The 16,317-nt window shown below is 72.2% G+C and carries 13 protein-coding genes; 9 read left to right on the top strand and 4 right to left on the bottom strand.

Annotation, left to right across the window (positions count from 1 at the left end):
- The first annotated feature begins 137 nt into the window (after nucleotides 1-137).
- Genes OG714_RS10730 through OG714_RS10720 form a run of 3 tightly spaced genes read left to right on the top strand, consistent with a single transcriptional unit; the run spans nucleotide 138 to nucleotide 1,550 of the window.
- Entirely contained in the window at nucleotides 138-842 is a 705-nt protein-coding gene (locus tag OG714_RS10730) for a DUF4232 domain-containing protein (RefSeq protein WP_406120106.1), read from the top strand.
- A 46-nt stretch (nucleotides 843-888) separates the two neighbouring features.
- A complete protein-coding gene (locus OG714_RS10725) occupies nucleotides 889-1,365 on the top strand; it encodes a hypothetical protein (protein WP_406120105.1) in 477 nt (158 codons plus the stop codon).
- A complete protein-coding gene (locus OG714_RS10720) occupies nucleotides 1,329-1,550 on the top strand; it encodes a hypothetical protein (RefSeq protein WP_406120104.1) in 222 nt (73 codons plus the stop codon). Before OG714_RS10725 ends, OG714_RS10720 begins: the two co-directional genes overlap by 37 nt.
- A 271-nt stretch (nucleotides 1,551-1,821) precedes the next feature.
- On the opposite strand, the gene OG714_RS10715 is transcribed toward OG714_RS10720, so the two are convergent.
- Both OG714_RS10715 and OG714_RS10710 read right to left on the bottom strand, forming a co-directional pair.
- Nucleotides 1,822-4,143 carry a LuxR C-terminal-related transcriptional regulator gene (locus tag OG714_RS10715; RefSeq protein WP_406120103.1) on the bottom strand — a complete coding sequence of 774 codons (2,322 nt, stop codon included), beginning with the start codon at nucleotides 4,141-4,143 and terminating at the stop codon, nucleotides 1,822-1,824.
- 142 nt (nucleotides 4,144-4,285) lie between these two features.
- Complete coding sequence (locus tag OG714_RS10710) at nucleotides 4,286-5,440, bottom strand: Gfo/Idh/MocA family protein (RefSeq protein WP_406120102.1); 1,155 nt, start codon at nucleotides 5,438-5,440, stop codon at nucleotides 4,286-4,288.
- A gap of 137 nt (nucleotides 5,441-5,577) precedes the next feature.
- Between OG714_RS10710 and OG714_RS10705 the strand changes: the two genes are divergently transcribed.
- From OG714_RS10705 to OG714_RS10680, 6 genes are all read left to right on the top strand, one after another.
- A complete protein-coding gene (locus tag OG714_RS10705; RefSeq protein WP_406120101.1) occupies nucleotides 5,578-6,591 on the top strand; it encodes a LacI family DNA-binding transcriptional regulator in 1,014 nt (337 codons plus the stop codon).
- 46 nt (nucleotides 6,592-6,637) lie between these two features.
- A complete protein-coding gene (locus tag OG714_RS10700) occupies nucleotides 6,638-8,020 on the top strand; it encodes an MATE family efflux transporter (protein WP_406120100.1) in 1,383 nt (460 codons plus the stop codon).
- Nucleotides 8,021-8,263: 243 nt separating this feature from the next.
- Nucleotides 8,264-9,232 carry an RNA polymerase sigma factor gene (locus OG714_RS10695; protein ID WP_406120099.1) on the top strand — a complete coding sequence of 323 codons (969 nt, stop codon included), beginning with the start codon at nucleotides 8,264-8,266 and terminating at the stop codon, nucleotides 9,230-9,232.
- Between the two features lie 85 nt (nucleotides 9,233-9,317).
- Nucleotides 9,318-10,256 carry an alpha/beta fold hydrolase gene (locus tag OG714_RS10690; RefSeq protein ID WP_406120098.1) on the top strand — a complete coding sequence of 313 codons (939 nt, stop codon included), beginning with the start codon at nucleotides 9,318-9,320 and terminating at the stop codon, nucleotides 10,254-10,256.
- 82 nt (nucleotides 10,257-10,338) lie between these two features.
- Nucleotides 10,339-11,028, top strand: a complete 690-nt coding sequence (locus OG714_RS10685) for an alpha/beta hydrolase (protein WP_406120097.1) — start codon at nucleotides 10,339-10,341, stop codon at nucleotides 11,026-11,028.
- 112 nt (nucleotides 11,029-11,140) lie between these two features.
- Entirely contained in the window at nucleotides 11,141-11,992 is an 852-nt protein-coding gene (locus OG714_RS10680; RefSeq protein WP_406120096.1) for a GNAT family N-acetyltransferase, read from the top strand.
- 10 nt (nucleotides 11,993-12,002) lie between these two features.
- On the opposite strand, the gene OG714_RS10675 is transcribed toward OG714_RS10680, so the two are convergent.
- Nucleotides 12,003-14,801 (bottom strand): AAA family ATPase, encoded by a 2,799-nt coding sequence (locus OG714_RS10675; protein WP_406120095.1) that lies wholly within the window; start codon nucleotides 14,799-14,801, stop codon nucleotides 12,003-12,005.
- 82 nt (nucleotides 14,802-14,883) lie between these two features.
- Nucleotides 14,884-16,200 (bottom strand): amidohydrolase family protein, encoded by a 1,317-nt coding sequence (locus tag OG714_RS10670; protein WP_406120094.1) that lies wholly within the window; start codon nucleotides 16,198-16,200, stop codon nucleotides 14,884-14,886.
- Between the last annotated feature and the right edge of the window lie 117 nt (nucleotides 16,201-16,317).

Genomic DNA, 16,317 nt, shown 5'->3' with positions numbered 1-16,317 from the left:
GCGTTCCAGCTTCCCGTTTCCCCCGACTGTTCTGGCGGCTGGGACGGATCGCCGAGCAAGCTGCGGTTGTTCGCAGCGAGATCCACCACGAACCCGGTGGCTCGCCTTCCAGCACCGCACCCAGGGGGAACCCGATCATGTCCGACACCGTCTTCCGCCGCCGTACGGCACTCCTCACCGCGACCTTCGCCGCGGCCGCCTCACTCGCACTGACTGCCTGCGGAACCAGCACGGACACGGGGGCGAAGAGCAACCCGACCGTCGTCGCCGACAGCGGCTCCTCCTCGACCGCGACACCCAAGACCGACGCGGGGGACACCAAGGCCGCCGCTTCCGGTACGGACGTGGCCGAGGCCGTCTCGAAGTCGGGCGGCAGCAGCACCACCGCCAAGGGGTCCAGCGGATCCAAGTCGACATCGAGCATCGTCACCTGCACCGGCGCCAACACCAAGGTCACCGCGCAGACCGTGACGCGGCCGCTGAACCATCTGCTGCTGACCGTCAAGAACACCGGCTCCAAGACCTGCTACCTGTACGGCTACCCGGCCCTGCGGTTCACGGACGCCCAGTCCGTCCCCCCGGTCGACGAGGACACGCAGCCGCAGGCGGTCACCACGCTCCGCCCCGGACAGTCGGGTTACGCGGGCGTCCTCCTCTCCGCCGCCGACGGGAGCGGCTCGGGCGGCTACACCGCGAAGACGCTCTCGGTGATCTTCCAGAACCGCGCGCTCGACTTCGTCGGCTCCGGCGTCAAGGTCGCGCTGCCCAGCAAGGGCGTGTACATCGACAGCTCGCTGACCACCACCTACTGGCTGACCAACCCCTCGGACGCCCTCAACTAGGCAGTCCGTGCCGCGAAGTTCCCCGCCGCGCAGAGAGGACGTAGGTGTGTCCAGTACATCGAACGGCGTGAACCGGCGGCCCGATCCCGGGACGCCCGCGCACGAACACTTCGAGGTGGTGTGGCACACCTCGTCCGACGGCGTGTTCAGGAGAGCGGGCGTCCTGATCCGGGAGATCATCGGCATCACGGTGGGCCTGCACTCGGCGGACGAGGTACAGCCGAGCGGAATCGAGATCCGCGAGTACGAGGGCCCGCTCGTCGTCGGGTTCGTCTACGGCGACGATCACGAACTCGCCCGCCGGCACACGGCGTTGGTGGAACGCCGGCTCTGGAACTGCACGGTGGGGGAGTTCCTCGCCTTCCTCGGTGAGACGGCCGCCGACCCGACGACGCAACCCGGATCGTCCGGGCGGTCGGCGGGAAGATCTCGTCCTTCGGTTACCCCGCCACCCACCCGCAGCTCGGTGAGGAACTCCTGCGCTGCGTGGGCACGGAGAAGAAGGAGAACGGCCAGCAGATGATCCCCTGCGACATGACCGGCGGCTCCAGCGGCGGCCCGTGGCTGGCCGACTTCAAGGAGACCACCGGGCAGGGCACCCTCGTCTCGGTCAACAGCTCGCTGGACGGGTTCACGCCGACCAAGATGTACGGCGAGATCCTCGGCGCCACCGCCAAGACGATGTACGGGCGGGCCGAGCGCGGCTGATCGCCGGGCCTTTGGAGGAGGGCTGCCCCCGCCGACAGGGGCAGCCCCACGCGCATACCGCCAGGGGAGGTGCGGTGACGGTTGCCTTGCCATGACAGCCGTGGGGTTGACCAACACTGCCGGCCCCCGACACTTCCCGTTCCCCTGGCGGTAGGACCAGCTTGGGGTGGCGGGCGGGTGCGGGGGAGGTGAACTCCCGTAGATCGGTGGCGATATCGGTGCACGTAGGCGTCGGCGCGGGGCGTGGAGGGGGTACGTAGGTACCGGGTACCTACGCCGACTTGGTGCTCTCGGGCTGAGCCGCGGCCAGGATCTCGGTACGCGAGGTGATGCCCAACTTGGCGAGGATGTGCTCGACATGGGCGTCCACGGTGCGTTTGGAGATGACGAGCCGTTCGGCGATCTCCCGGTTGGACAGACCCTGGGTGACGAGCGCGGCGACCTCGCGTTCGCGGCGGGTGAGGGGGTCGGCGGGGCGGGTGTCCGCGGTGGCGGAGCGGGCCGCGGGGATGCCGGGCGGTTCGTCCGCGTCGGTGCGTACGGCGTCCAGGAGTTCGCGGCCCGACATCCGGGCCCCGGCCTCCCGCCACCGCTCGTACGGCTCGGCGCCCAACGCCGCCCGCACCGCCCGCTGTTGGGACTCCTGCTCCTCCAGCAGCCGGGGCAGCATGCCGACCGGGTCGCCGCCCAGCCGCCGCGCGTGCTCCGCGTAACCCAGCAGCCAGCAGGCCCTGACGTATCGCTTCTGCCCGGCCGCGTGCCAGGCCAGGCCGAGGGACGCGAGCGCCGCGACCAGCACCTCGCCGATCTCGCTCGCCGCCTCCAGGCCCCGGCGCAACGCGACCGCGCTCTCCTCGGGCCGGCCGACGAGCCACAGGATGATGCCCTGGACGGTGAGGGTGGAGCCGTACAACTGGCGTTCGCCGCGGCCCTCCAGATACGTCAGGCCCGTCTCGCACCACTCCAGCGCGCGGTCCGTGAAGCCCAACGCGGCGTACAGCAGGGCCCCTTCGTAGTGGACGACGCCGATGCCCAGCGCGTCGTCCGCCGCGATCATCCGCCGGCGGACCGCTTCGAGCGCCGCCGTCCCCTCCTCGACGGCACCGCCGAGCACCGCCAGGGCGCCCAAGTAGCCCTCGCTGAACAGCTCCACGCGGCTCTCGCCGACGCGGCGCGCGACGTCGAGGGCCTGCGGGAACCGGTCCAACGCCGTCTCCAGATCGGCCGTCCAGATCCCGAACACCCCGGTCATGAACAGCCCCCAGGCCCGCGTCGCGGAGTCCTGCGGGACGAGGCCGAGCCCCTTGTCGATCCAGTACCGGCCCTCCGACAGCGTCCCGGCCGCCCGCCAGTACGCCCCGAGGCGGGTCGCCAGCCACAGTGCGTCGCCCGTCCGTCCCTCGGTGGCGCAGCCGTACTTCAACGCGGCCCGTACGTCGGCGATCTCCGCGCGCACGGCATGGTGCAGTTGGACCTGCCCCCGGCCCATCAGACCGTTCCAGAAGCGGCCGACGAGTTCGTCGTAGTGGGCGAAGTGCCGTTGTCGTACGGCCTCGGAGTCCTCGGTGGTGGCGAGGCGCGCGGTGCCGTACTCGCGGATGGTGTCCAGGAGCCGGTAGCGGCCGCCGTCCTCGCCGATGCGCTGGACGACCGACTTGTCGACGAGCCCGATCAGCGCCTCGACGACCTGCTCGCCGTCGAGTTGGACCGGTCCACCAGGGTCGTCGCCCGCGCACACCCGCTCGGCGGCGGAGAGTTCGAAGGAACCGGCGAACACCGACAGCCGCGCCCACAGGAGTTGTTCCTGGGGTGTGCACAGGTCGTAGGACCAGTCGATGGCGGCGCGCAGGGTCTGGTGGCGGGTGAGTGCCGTGCGCCGGCCGCCGGTCAGGACCTCGCAGTGGCGGTCCAGGCGGGCGACGAGTTCGGAGAGGGGTACGGCCCGCAGGCGGACGGCCGCGAGTTCGAGGGCGAGGGGGATGCCGTCGAGGCGGTCGACGAGGGCGAGAGTGCTCTCCCGGTCGGCGCCGTCCAGGGCGGCTCCGCCGGTGACGGCGGCGGCGCGTTGCACGAACAGGTCGACGGCGTCCGCGCGGGCCAGCGGGGCGATCGGCAGACAGCGCTCACCGGGCACGTCGAGGGGCTGTCGGCTGGTGGCGAGGACGCTCAGTCCGGGAGCCTCGCGCAGCAGGATGTCGCAGAGCATCGCGCACGCGTCGACCAAGTGCTCGCAGGTGTCGAGGACGATCAGCATCCGCCGGCCGCGCAGGTGTTCCACGATGGCGTCCAGCGGCGTCATGCCGGACTGCTCGGGCAGTTCGAGGACGCCCGCGAGGGTCGGCGGCACCAACTCCGGGTCGTGCAGCGCCGACAGCTCCACCAGCCGTACCCCGTCGGTGAACCGGTCCGCGACCGCGCGGGCCGCCCGCAGTGCCGTACGGCTCTTGCCGACACCGCCCGGACCGACCAGCGTGACCAGCCGCGACCGCGCCAACTCGGCGTGCAGCACCGCGAGTTCCTCGGTGCGTCCGACGAAGCTGGTCAACTCCACCGGGAGTTGACCGCCCCGCCGCTGTCCGAAGCCGTATCCCATGCCGCCCCCATACCCGTCCGCCAACCGGTCACCACAGCGTAGGCGAGTGACTCCCGAGCGTGAACGGTAGTCGAGTCCGGCGGGTGGGCGCGAGATCGCGCGGGCGCCCGGCGGCGCGCCGATCAGGCGACGCGCGCGCCGTTCACGCCGGGCTCACCCAGGTGCCGGTCTCGGCGGAGCGCACCATGGCGTCCACAACCGCCGCGCTGCGTACGGCATCCGGGAGCGTCGCGCCGTACGGAGTGCCCTCGGCGACGGAGCGCAGGAAGCGGTACGCCTCGATCACCTTGAGGTCGTCGTAGCCCATCGCGTTCGCCGCGCCCGGCTGGAACGCTCCGAACTCGCCGTCGCCCGGGCCGACATACACCGTGGTGACGGGCTGGTCCTGGTAGGTCGTGCCGCGGCTGACCGCCAGCTCGTTCATCCGGCGGAAGTCCCAGAACACCGCGCCCTTGGTGCCGTGCACCTCGAAGCCGTAGTTGTTCTGCTCGCCGACCGAGACCCGGCAGGCCTCCAGGACACCCCGGGCACCGGAGGCGAACCGCAGCAGGCAGTTGACGTAGTCCTCGTTCTCGACCGGGCCCAACTCGCCGCCGGTGGCCAGGGCGTGGCCCGCGGTCGCGCCGGCGGGGCGGGCCCGCTCGGGCAGGAAGATCGCGGTGTCGGCCGCGAGGGACGCGATGTCGCCGAGCAGATACCGGGCCAGGTCCACGCCGTGCGAGGCCAGGTCGCCCAGGACTCCGTGACCGCCGCGCTCCAGCTCGTAGCGCCAGGTCAGGGCACCGTCCGGGTGGGCCGCGTAGTCGCTGAAGAGGCGGACGCGGATGTGCGTGACCGTGCCCAGGTCGCCGGAGGCGATCAGGTCGCGGGCGGCCTCCACGGCGGGCGCGTTGCGGTAGTTGAAGCCGACCGCGCCCTGGACGCCGGACTTGGTGACCGCGTCGGCCACGGCTGAGGCGTCCGCCGTCGACAGGCCCACCGGCTTCTCGATCCAGATGTGCTTGCCGGCCTCCGCCATCGCGACGCCGATCTCGCGGTGCAGGAAGTTCGGCGCGGTGATGCTCACCGCCTGCACGCGCGGGTCGTCGACCACCTCGCGCCAGTCACGGGTGGTGGACGCGAAGCCGAACTGCTCGGCGGCCTGCTCGGCCCGCCCGGGGACCTCCTCGGCGACCGTCACGAGCCGCGGCCGCACGGTCAGCTGCGGAAAGTGGTGCGGGACACGGGCGTACGCCTGCGTGTGCACCCGCCCCATCCATCCGAAGCCCACGACGGCAACACCGAGCGAGGTCACCATGACTGCCCTTCTTTGGACCGGTCCATAAACTGTCCTCGTCACAGTGGAACCCGTTCGTCCTGATGTCAATACCTGGCTGTCAACACCGAGTGTCCGCGCCTTTGACAGGGGGCGCGACTGCATGGAACGGTCCACCCATGAGCGCTCCGACCATCCGTGATGTCGCCGAGCGGGCCGGTGTGTCGAAATCCCTGGTCTCCCTGGTGCTGCGCGGCTCCGAGCAGGTACGGCCGGAGAAACGGCAGGCCGTGCTGGCTGCCGTGGAGGAACTCGGCTACCGCCCGAACGCCGCCGCCCGCAGCCTCAGCGAACGCCGCACCCGCTCGGTCGGTGTCCTGCTGAACGACCTGCGCAACCCCTGGTTCGTGGAACTCCTCGACGGCCTGGGCTCCCGTCTCCACGAGCAGGGCCTGCACATGATGCTGGCCGACGGCCGCCTCAACCGCCACCTCGGCGAGGACCTCACCCGCATCTTCACGGAACTCCGCGTCGACGGCCTGATCGTGGTGGGCACCCTCCCCGGCTCCGACGAACTCCTCGCCGCCGCGACCCACATCCCCACGGTGATCGCGGGCGCCGTCGAGCCGGTCCTGCCCCACGTCGACGTCGTGGCCGGCGACGACTCGTACGGCGCCGTCCTGGCCACCGAACACCTCATCGACCAGGGCCACCGCCGCATCGCCCACATCGCCGGCCAGGGCGTCGCCGGCGAACTCCGCCGCACCTCCTTCGAAGCGGTCATGCACGGCCACGGCCTGACCGACCTCGCGGCGGTCGAACAGGGCGACCACACGGAGGAGGGTGGCTACCGCGCGATGGTCCGCCTGCTCACCGCCCCGCAACGCCCCACGGCCGTCTTCGCCTTCAACGACATCGCGTGCGTCGGCGCGCTCTCGGCGGCCGAGGAACTGGGTCTCCAGGTGCCTCGGGACCTGTCCCTCGTCGGCTACGACAACACGTACCTCGCGCGCCTACGACACCTCTGGCTCACCACCGTCGACAACGGCAGCCACGACATCGGCCGCCGTGCCGCGCAGCTCCTGGTCGACCGGATGAGGGATCCGAGGAGGGCCGCGGAGACCGTGCTGTCGGAGCCGCGGATCGAGGTGCGGGGGAGCACGGGGCCGCCGCCCGCGACCATGACGCCGTAGCAACTCATGTGCGTGGCGCGGTAGTTGACTGGCAGGATGGGCGGGTGTGAGTGAACGCAGCGCCTTCATGACCATCGCCAGGGCCGCCGCGCCGCTGTACGTGAGCTCCCTCGCCGCGTCGGCCGGATCGCTCGTCGACACCGCGTTGTTGGGGCGGCACGCCACCGTCTCGCTGGCCGCGTTCGCCGTGACGATCGCCGTGTTCAGCCCGGCCACCGCCACCGTCGCCGGGGCGTTGCGCGGGGTGATGCCCTTCGTGGCGCCCCAACGGGACGACCCCGAGGAGCTGTTGCCGTTGGTGCGGAGCGGGATGTGGCTGGCGTTCGCCGTGGGCGGGGTGTGCGCGGCGGCGGTGGCCGGGGTGCCGCTGCTCGGCGGGGCGTTCGGAGTGCCGGGTGCCGTCCTCGACCAACTGGGCCTGTTTCCCTGGATGTTGGCGGGCAGCGTGCTGCTGATCGCCGTCAACTCGTCTGCCTCGTCCGTGCTGGTCGCGCTGGGGCGGTCGGCGCAGGTGATGCGGTCCGGGCTGGTGGGGACCGGCGTGTCCGTGGCGTTGTCCGTCGTGCTGGTCGGAGGACCGGGGGCGCTGCCCGGCTTCGGGTTGGCGGGGGCCGGGGTGGCCATGCTGGCGTCCAGCGCGATGGGGGCCGGGCTCAACCAGTACGCGTTGCGTCGCCGTACCGTGCTCGCCGGCCGGTCGCTATGGCCCGGGCGCCCCGATCCGCGCGAGGTGCTGCGGCTGGCCCGGGTCGGGGTGCCGCTCGGCGGGACCGTGCTGGTGAAGTTCTCCGTGCTGGGCGTGCTGACCTTCGCCGCCGCCCGCATCGGTACCGACAGCGCCGCCGTGCACAGCGTCTCCGAGTCCCTGGTGAACGTCGTCTTCACCGCCGCCGCGGCGGTCGGGCAGGCCACGGTGCCGTTGATCGCCGGATACGCCGAGGAACGCGACCTCGCCCGCATCCGGCGCAGTGTGGACGCCGGGATCGGGGTCGCCCTGTGCGCGGTGGGCGTGCTGGGGGCCGTACTGGTCGTGCTGCGGGACCCGGTGATCGGCCTGTTCACCAGGGAACCGGGGCTGGCGGACCAGGTCGTACGGCTGTTGCCGCTGGTCCTCGCGGTGGTCGTCACCGACGCCCTGCAGGCCGTGGCGGGCTTCGGGCTCGTCGGGCTCAGGCGCACCGTGCCGAGCCTGGTGTCCACGGCGGTGTGGTTCGGCGTGCTCGCGGCCCTCGCCGTGCCGATCGCCGACGCGGCGGGACTGACCGGCCTGTGGACCGCGCTGGCCTGCGCGAACCTCCTCCAGGCCGTGACCAAGTCCGTCTCCTTCCGACGGCACAGCGCGCGCATCGTCGGTGCGGTCGTCCCGGCGGGCGTGCGGGGCGCGAACGCCGGCGCGGGTGCGGCGCGGGAGCCCGGCCGGGGGCGCTGACGGTTGGGGTAGCCCCCTGGCCGTCAACAGAACGTGGCCGCAACGGTCGTAGGGACCGGTCCAAGTCGTTGAACAAAGGCTGAACATCCTTGGTCCGGGGCGTATCGGCGGTGTGCGGGACCCGGACACCGGCAACGGACACCTGGTGCGACGCCGACCCCGCCGGGCGTCGGCGCGATGTGACCTCGTGCGGCGCGCCCACTACGGTCGTACGGACGACACGGGCGCCGGAAGAGGGGCAGCATGAGCAGCCGGGACCTGGGTGAGATCACGCGCATCGAGGACGCGGCGCTCACCCTGGCCGCGCAGGCCGGGGACGTCGCCTCCCTGGGACTGCTGCTGGAGCGGCACCGGGCCGGGATGCGGGCCGTCGCGGTGAGTGTGCTGGGGCCGGGGCCCGATGTCGACGACGTGGTGCAGGACGCGGCGGTGACCGCGCTCCGGCGCTTGGGGGATGTACGGGACCCGGAGGCCGTGGGGGCCTGGTTGCGGATGATCGTGCGGAACCAGGCCCGTTCGCTGCTGCGGGGAGCCGTCGATCTCCGGCCGCTCGACGATCTGCACGTGCCGGTCACCGAGTCCGGTCCCGAGCGGTGGCTGGAGCGGCACGCCCTGCGGGACTGGATCTGGGAGGCGATCGAGGAACTGTCTCCCGCGCTGCGGTTGCCGCTCGTGCTGCGGCACTTCAGTGTCGGCGTCACGTCGTACGAGCAGATCGCCGGGGCCTGCGGAGTTCCCGTTGGAACGGTCCGCAGCCGGCTCAGCCAGGGGCGGGCCAAGCTCGCGCTGGCCCTCGCCGCCACCGCCGACGCCCCGCACGGTGACGTCGGACGGCGCACCCGCGCCAGCCGGGTCGAGGCGCGCGAGACGCTGGACGCGGCCGAGAACGGACACTTCGGCAAGCTGCTCACCGAACGCTGGTCGCCCGAGGCCGCACTGGTCCGGGGGAACCAACCGGTGGGCGGCAGAAGCCTGTTGGTGCGCGGGATGGAGTGCGACCTGGAGGCCGGCGTACGGCAGCACCTCGTGCACGCCGTGGCCGGGCGGTCGCTCGTCGTCTGGGAGATGGACATCAGCAATCCCGACGACGACCCCGAGCACTGCCCACCCGCCGTGGCCTGGCTCATGAGTCTGGACGGCGCCGGGCGCGTGCATCGGCTGCGCCTCGTCCATCCCCGGCCGGTGCCCGTCCCCCACTCCCTTCTTGTGTGACCGGCGTCACGCGATTCATTTCGAACTTCGTCCTTCCTGCCGCGTCCTGTCCGTGTCATCGCCGTATGCCGAACAGGGAGATCCCATGAGCACCACCCCCTCGACCGACCCGCTCGCCACCGGGACCCACACCGTCGAGATCGACGGGGTCACGCAGAGCTACCACGTCCACGGGACCGGACCGGTCTGCGTCGCGCACTCCGGCGGACCGGGGATCTTCTGGGAGTACCTGCGCATGCCCGAGTTGGAGGAGCACCTCACCGTCGTCTACCCGGAGCCCGTCGGCACCGGTGCCTCCGGCCGGCTGCCCGCCCACCCGCACGGCTACACCCGGGCCCGCTACAGCCGCTTCCTCACGGCGCTGATCGAACACCTCGGCGTCCCCGAGGTGCACCTCCTCGGACACTCGCACGGCGGATTCGTCGCCCAGTACCACGCCCTGCACCACCCCGACCGCATCGCCGGCGTGATCCTCTACAACAGCGCTCCGGTGACCGGTCCCGAGCACGGCGCCGAGGCCATGCGCCTCGTGCAGGAGTTCGCCGCCCGGCACGCCGGCAACCCCGGGCTCCCCGAGGTCGTGGAGGCGTTCCAGAACATCCCCACCATCTCGGACGACGAGCAGATGACCTCCGTGGCCCGTGGGCTGTTCCCCGCGTACTTCGCCGACTTCTGGGGCAGGGAGGCCGAGTTCGGCCCCGCGCGCGCCGCCGTGGTGGCCACCCACGTCTCCGGGCTGGACGACGACCTCACCCCGGACGTCATCGACGACCGCGCCGACCTCGGCTCGCTCACCGTGCCGGCCCTCGTCCTCGTCGGCCGCCACGACTTCATCTGCGGGTTGCGCTGGGCGGAGGAACTGCACGAGCTCATCCCGGGTTCGGAACTGGTGATCCTGGAGAACAGCGGGCACTTCGGTCACCTGGAGGAACCGGAGGCGTTCGCGAAGGCGGTGACGGCCTTCGTCGAGGCCCCCGTGGGCGACGCCGGGACCCCCGCCGGCAACCAGGTCATGTGCAACTAGGTCATTTGGTCGAAGCCCCGACGGACGGCCCGGCCTACGTTGGATCTGCCCGCAGGGTTTCCGACAAACAAGGAGCATCGGCATGAGTGCCGTGAAGAACATCGTTCTCGTGCATGGCGGATTCGTCGACGGTTCCGGCTGGCAGTCCGTGCACCGCCTGCTCACCCAGGACGGCTACAACGTCAGCGTCGTACAGAACCCGACTGTGTCTCTCGTCGACGACGTGGCCGTCACCCAGCGGGCCCTCGACGCCCTGGACGGCCCGGTGGTCCTCGTCGGCCACTCCTACGGCGGCGCCGTGATCACCGAGGCCGGCCGGCACGAGGGCGTCGCCGCGCTCGTCTACGTCGCTGCCTTCGCACCGGACAAGGACGAGTCCGTCGGCACGCTGGTCGCCGACCCGGCGCCCGGCGCGCCCGTGCCGCCGATCCTGCCGCCCGTCGACGGCTTCCTCTTCCTGGACCGTGACAAGTTCGCCGCGTCCTTCGCGGGCGACCTGCCGGCCGAGGACGCCGCGTTCCTGGCCGACTCGCAGGTTCCGTGGGGCCTGGAGGCGCTGGGCGGAACGATCACCGAGCCCGCCTGGCGGACCAAGCCCAGCTGGTACCTCGTCGCCACCGACGACCACATGATCCCGCCGCCGGTCCAGCACCAGATGGCCGAGCGCGCCGGGGCCACCGTGACCGAGGCCGCCGGCAGCCACGCGGTCTATGTCTCCCAGCCCGCCGCGGTGGCGGACCTGATCAAGCGGGCCGCGGCCCACCAGGCCTGATGTCCCATCGCTGACCACATGTCAACTCCCCGCTTCAGCCCGCCTGTTCACAGGCGGGCTGTCCGCGTCGCTTCCCGGGACACCCCGGGATGACCGAGAGGCAGCCAGATCCATGACGACCGTCGTCCAGCCGTCCGTCGCCGAACAGTCCGAGGCGGAGGCCCTCTACCGATTCCAGACGGAGACTCCCGAGCCTGTCCGTACCGCGCTGGGCATGACCGCCACCCGGATCGGCGGCGGTGTGGTGCTGTCCATGCGCCACGACATCACCCGCTTCTGGAGCAAGGCCCTCGGCTTCGGTGTCACCGCCCCCGTCACCGCCCAACTCGTCGAGGAGGTCTGCGACTTCTACCGTGCGGCAGGCACCCCGCAGGCCGCCTTCCAGATCGCGCCCGCCTTCCTGCCCGAGGACTGGCCGGAGATCTGCGAACGGGAGGGCATCGTCCAGTCCTCGTCCTGGGTGAAGCTCGTCTGCTCCACCGAGGAGGCCGTCGCCCGCGCCGACGCCCTGGAGGTGCCGCCCGACGGCATCAGCGTCACCCCGCTGGAGGCCCAACACGCCCTGGAATGGGGCACGGTGATGATGCGGGCCTTCGGAACGCCGGTCGAGCACTACGCCGAGATGGGCGCCGCGACCGTGTCCCGGCCGGGCTGGTATCCCTACGGGGCCTGGCTGGAGGGTGAGTTGGTCGGCACCGGCACCATGCTCGTCCGCGGTGACACCGCGCAGATGTTCGCCGGCGCCGTACTGCCCCACGCACGCGGACGCGGCGGCCAGACCGCCCTGCTCGCCGCCCGTGCCCGTCAGGCACAGAAGTCGGGGTGCCGGGTCCTGGTCGCCGAGACCGGCGCCGAGGAGCCCGGCACCCACAACAGCTCCCTGCACAACATGCTCCGCCTCGGCTTCGAGGTGGCCTACGAACGCCCCAACTGGACCTGGCAGTTGGAACCCGACGCGAGCTGAGCGGGAGGCGTCACGGCATCGGGCCGGTCAGCGCGTCGCGCAGGCCGCCCCGGGAGGTGACGTTCAACTTCCGGAAGACACTGCGGAGATGGGCCGCCACCGTGCGCGGCGACAGGAAGAGCCGCGCGGCGATCTGCTTGTTCGTCAGCCCGGTGGCGGCCAGTTGGGCCGCCACCCGCTCCTGCGGGGTCAGCAGCGCGTGCCGGTCCTGGTCCTCGGACTCGACGGGCCTGAGCGGCTTGACGGGGATTCCGCTCGCCCGCAGCTCGTTGGCCGCCCGCGCACTCCACGGGGCCGCGCCGAGCCGCTCGAACGTGCCGAGCGCCGCGTCCAGGTGCTCACGGGCCGCGCCGCCCGCCTTGGCACGGCGCAGCCGCTCGCCGTACGCCAGGCAGATCCGCGCCCAGTCGAACGGCCAGCGCTCGGCACCCGGCGCCGCGATGGCCGCCTCGAACAGGCCGTGGTCGATGACGTCCGGGTCCGCCATCGCCTCGGCGGCGTCCGTCAGCATGGCCAACCGCGGTGAGAGCAAAGGGATGTCGGTCCCGCGGACCGCCGCGATGTACGCGGCCGCCTCCTCGTGGTGGTCGGTGTGCACAGCGGCCTCGGTGAAGTCCAGCAGGAGCCACAGCGCGTGCGACATGAACCTCGGCACCTCGCCGGGTGTGACGAGGGCGCGCAGCAGGCGATAGGCGGCGTCGAAGTCCGCGCCGCCGAGCGCCGACAGGGCCCGGATGTGCGCGGCGTAGACCCGCAGCGCCCCCAGCCCGCGCGGGTTGCCCCAGGACACGAGCCGGTCCGCGACCTCACGGGCGGTGGTGCCGTCGCCGCGCGCGGCGGCCACAAGTCCCCGCTGGAAGTGGCCGGTTGAGGCCGTCAGCCGGTAGTCGTACGACTCGCACCAGCCGAGGCCCTCCTCGGTGATCTCCAGCAGCTCGTCCCACTGGCCGCCGGCGTAGGCGTCGTTGGCCAGCAGGAACTGCGCCTGGATCGCCAGGGCCACGGCCCCGCCGTCGCGGCCGTCGTCGACCACCCGCCGCAGCGCGCTGCGGCAGCCCGGGAGGCGGTCGATGTAGGAGGCGGACAGCGCGACGCCGAAGACCCGTACGGGATCCGTCTGTTGATGCAGGCCGGCGACGAGGTGGTCGAGCCGGTCGAGGAAGGGCAGCGCGCCGTACGCCGGATCGGCGAAGGCGCCCAGGATCACCGGCAGCAGGCGACGCGAAGCGGGTGGCCGCCGACGCTTCACGACATCCTCGAAGGAGTGCCACAGTTCCGGCCGGCCGCCGTAGAAGCACACCATGAGAAGGGTGTTGAGGGCTTCGCGGAAGATGTCCTCGGCCGACTCCCCGTCCTCGGGCCAGACATGGGTCTCGATGGCGCCGATGAGCAGCCGGTGGGCGGTGTCGACATCGCCCTCGCCGTTGAGGAGCCGGCTGGCCGCGGCGGTGGCGGCGGCGAGGGAGCCGACGCCGGACGGGTCGGCGTGGCCGGCGTTGTCCAGCAGCGCGCGCACGTTGCGCAGATCGCCGGTGATGTTGGCGCCCAGACAGGCCGCCTCCGCCAGCCGACGGGCCTTGGCCGTGCCCGTGCCGCTCAACTCCGAGGCGCGCAGCAGGGTCGTGATGGCGCCGACGGCGTCACCGCGGCGCAGGGTGCCGTACGCCACCTCGTGCAGCAGGGCGGCGACCTCGTCGTCAGGGCCGACGGCCGCGTCGGCGAGATGCCGGGCCCGGTGCTCGGAGCCCTCGGGGAGCTCGGCGGCGAGGGCCAGTTGGGCCCACCGGCGCTCCTCACTGGTCGCCAGCTCCATCACCGCGGAACGGGTCAGCGGATGCCGGAACTCCAGCCTCCCGGTGACACCGTCGACCTGCACGAGCCCGGCCCGCTCGGCGGGGGACAGCCCCGCGAGACCGTCCGGTACGCCCAACGCCCGCTGGAGGATGTGCAGTTCACCCGAGCCGTCCAGCACGGCGAGCAGGAGCAGCTTGCGGGTCGCGGCCGGGAGCGCGGCGACCCGGGTGGAGAAGATGCCCTTGAGGCGCTCGGTCAACGGCAGTACGGCGGGCAGGGTGCCCCGCTCCGTCTGCTGCAAGTCGTTGAGGGGGACGGGCAGTTCCAGCAGCGCCAGGGGATTGCCCCGGGCCTCCGCGACCAGCCGTCGGCGCACCCTCGCCGCCATCGCGGGGAACCGCTCGGCCACCAGCTCGTTCGCCGAGACCTCGTCCAGGGGACCGACCTCGTACTCCGGTATCCCGATGTTGCTCAGGAAGGACTCGTCGCCGGTCCGGGCCGCGCCCAGCAGACCGATGGGCTCGGTGTGAAGGGAACGGGCGACGGTCCCCAGGACCGTGGCGCTGGGCCGGTCCACCCACGCCACGTCGTCGACGATCAGCGCGAGTGGACCGGTCCCGGCGACGGTCCGGGCCAGCAGGGCGTGCACGGCGTTGGCGATGGCGAGCAGTTCGGCCGGCTGCTCCCCGGACAGCCCACGGACCGCCTGGAGGGTCTCCGCCTGCCGCGCGGGCAACGCGGGAAGCCCGTCGGCCAGCGGTTGCAGCAACTGGTTCAACGCCGAGAAGCCGACGCCCCTCCGGAACGGGCAGCCGGCGACCCGCAGCACCCGGAAGCCGGCCTCGGCCGCGCGCAGCGCCGCGGCGTCCAGCAGCGCGGTCTTGCCCACCCCGGCCTCCCCGGTCAGCATCAGCGCGGTCTGTCGCACGAGGGCGGTGCCGAAGTGCCCGTCGAGGACGGCCAGTTCGGCCGATCGTCCGACGAGGGCCGGCGGGGTGAGGGGTGCCGATGCCATGACGCCTCCCGTAGTGGTCGAGCGGGAACAGGAACTGCCAAGTCGAGCAGCAACAGGAACTGCCAAAACGTCCGGTGCCGGTCTACACGAGGTGTGCGGCGGCTTCGAAGGCGGCGTGCTGGGCGGCGACGCGGTCCACCGTGACCGTCTCGCCGCCCACGACGACGGCCTCGCCCGCGACCCAGACGTCCTGGACCGCGCGGGAACCGGCCGCCCACATGAGGTTGGCGAGCAGCCGGCCGTCCTCGACGTCGAGACCCGCGGTGAAGTGGGGTCCGTCCACGGAGAGGTGGATCATGTCCGCCCAGTTTCCGGGGCGGAGCGCCCCGATGTCGGTCCGGCCCAGGGCCGCGGCTCCGGCCGAGGTCGCCATGAGGAAGGCGTCCGCGGCGGTGAGTGCCATGGCGTCGGCCGTGGCGAGACGGCAGAACATCATCGCGAGACGGGCCTCCTCCCACAGGTCGAGGTCGTCGTTGCTCGCGGGCCCGTCGGTACCGAGGCCGACGGCGACGGACGCGGCGCGCAGGGCGTGCAAGTGGGCTGTTCCGGAGGCGAGTTTGGCGTTCGAGCCGGGGCAGTGCGCGACACCGGCGCCCGACGCCGCGAGCAGCCGGATGTCGTCGTCGGAGAGATGCACCGCGTGGGCAGCGAGCAGCCGCCCGTCCAACAGCCCGGTCTCTTGGAGCAGTTGAGGGACCGAGCCGTGCAACTCCCTTTGGACGGCGTCCTCGGCGAGGGTCTCCGCGACATGTATGTGCACCAGCGCGCCGCGCTGTGCCGCCTCCTGTGCCGTGGCGCGCAGTGCCTCGGGCGGCAGGGTGTAGGCGGAGTGCGGTCCGTAGCAGAGCTCGACGCGCTCACCGGGCCCGAAGCGCAGGCCGTCCGCGTCGATCCACTTGCCGATGGCCGCGAGATCGGTGTGCCAGTCGTCGCCGGGCCGGTCGAAGTAGGCGGGCGCGATCAGGACTCGGCTCCCGGCCTCCAGCGCCGCGTCGGCCACCTGCTCGGCGTGCGCGTACATCTCGGCGCTGGTCGTCACGCCGTAGCGCAGCATCTCGACGCAGCCCAGGAGCATGCCCGCGCGGGCGTCCCGGGGGCGCATGCGGGCCTCGGCGGGCCAGACGGCGTCCTGGAGCCAGGACGCCAGCGGGAGGTCCCCGCCGAGTCCCCGCAGGAGGGTCATCGGGGAGTGCGCGTGCGTGTTGACCAGGCCCGGAGCGAGGATCCCGGACAGGGCGGCGACCGGGACACCGGCCGGGAGCGGGGGAGCGGCGGCGGCCGTACCGCAGTAGGTGATGCGGCCGTCCGCGCCGACGTCGACCGCGGCGTCGCGCAGGACGGAACAGGACGGGTCGGCCGGGAGGACCACGGGGGCGAGGAAACGCCGTGGCACAGACATGGGAGAGCTCGCTTCCGGATGGAGTACTGGCAACACGAACACGATGCGGGACCGGTCCAAAGGTTCGATCCCGGCGGCGTGAACTCGATCACAGGGGTGGGGGAATGGAGCGTTCAG

The organism is Streptomyces sp. NBC_00989 (assembly GCF_045162655.1).
Lineage (GTDB): Bacteria > Actinomycetota > Actinomycetes > Streptomycetales > Streptomycetaceae > Streptomyces.
The sequence above is the reverse complement of the archived record's forward strand: the minus strand, read 5'-3'. Positions and strand labels throughout refer to the sequence as shown.

What these genes read in the sequence shown, in the direction of transcription:
- OG714_RS10680 (WP_406120096.1), top strand. Translation starts at nt 11,141, where the DNA reads ATGACGACCGTCGTCCAGCCGTCCGTCGCCGAACAGTCCGAGGCGGAG.
- OG714_RS10695 (WP_406120099.1), top strand. Translation starts at nt 8,264, where the DNA reads ATGAGCAGCCGGGACCTGGGTGAGATCACGCGCATCGAGGACGCGGCG.
- OG714_RS10730 (WP_406120106.1), top strand. Translation starts at nt 138, where the DNA reads ATGTCCGACACCGTCTTCCGCCGCCGTACGGCACTCCTCACCGCGACC.
- OG714_RS10685 (WP_406120097.1), top strand. Translation starts at nt 10,339, where the DNA reads ATGAGTGCCGTGAAGAACATCGTTCTCGTGCATGGCGGATTCGTCGAC.
- OG714_RS10690 (WP_406120098.1), top strand. Translation starts at nt 9,318, where the DNA reads ATGAGCACCACCCCCTCGACCGACCCGCTCGCCACCGGGACCCACACC.
- OG714_RS10715 (WP_406120103.1), bottom strand. Translation starts at nt 4,143, where the DNA reads ATGGGATACGGCTTCGGACAGCGGCGGGGCGGTCAACTCCCGGTGGAG.
- OG714_RS10675 (WP_406120095.1), bottom strand. Translation starts at nt 14,801, where the DNA reads ATGGCATCGGCACCCCTCACCCCGCCGGCCCTCGTCGGACGATCGGCC.
- OG714_RS10705 (WP_406120101.1), top strand. Translation starts at nt 5,578, where the DNA reads ATGAGCGCTCCGACCATCCGTGATGTCGCCGAGCGGGCCGGTGTGTCG.
- OG714_RS10710 (WP_406120102.1), bottom strand. Translation starts at nt 5,440, where the DNA reads ATGGTGACCTCGCTCGGTGTTGCCGTCGTGGGCTTCGGATGGATGGGG.
- OG714_RS10670 (WP_406120094.1), bottom strand. Translation starts at nt 16,200, where the DNA reads ATGTCTGTGCCACGGCGTTTCCTCGCCCCCGTGGTCCTCCCGGCCGAC.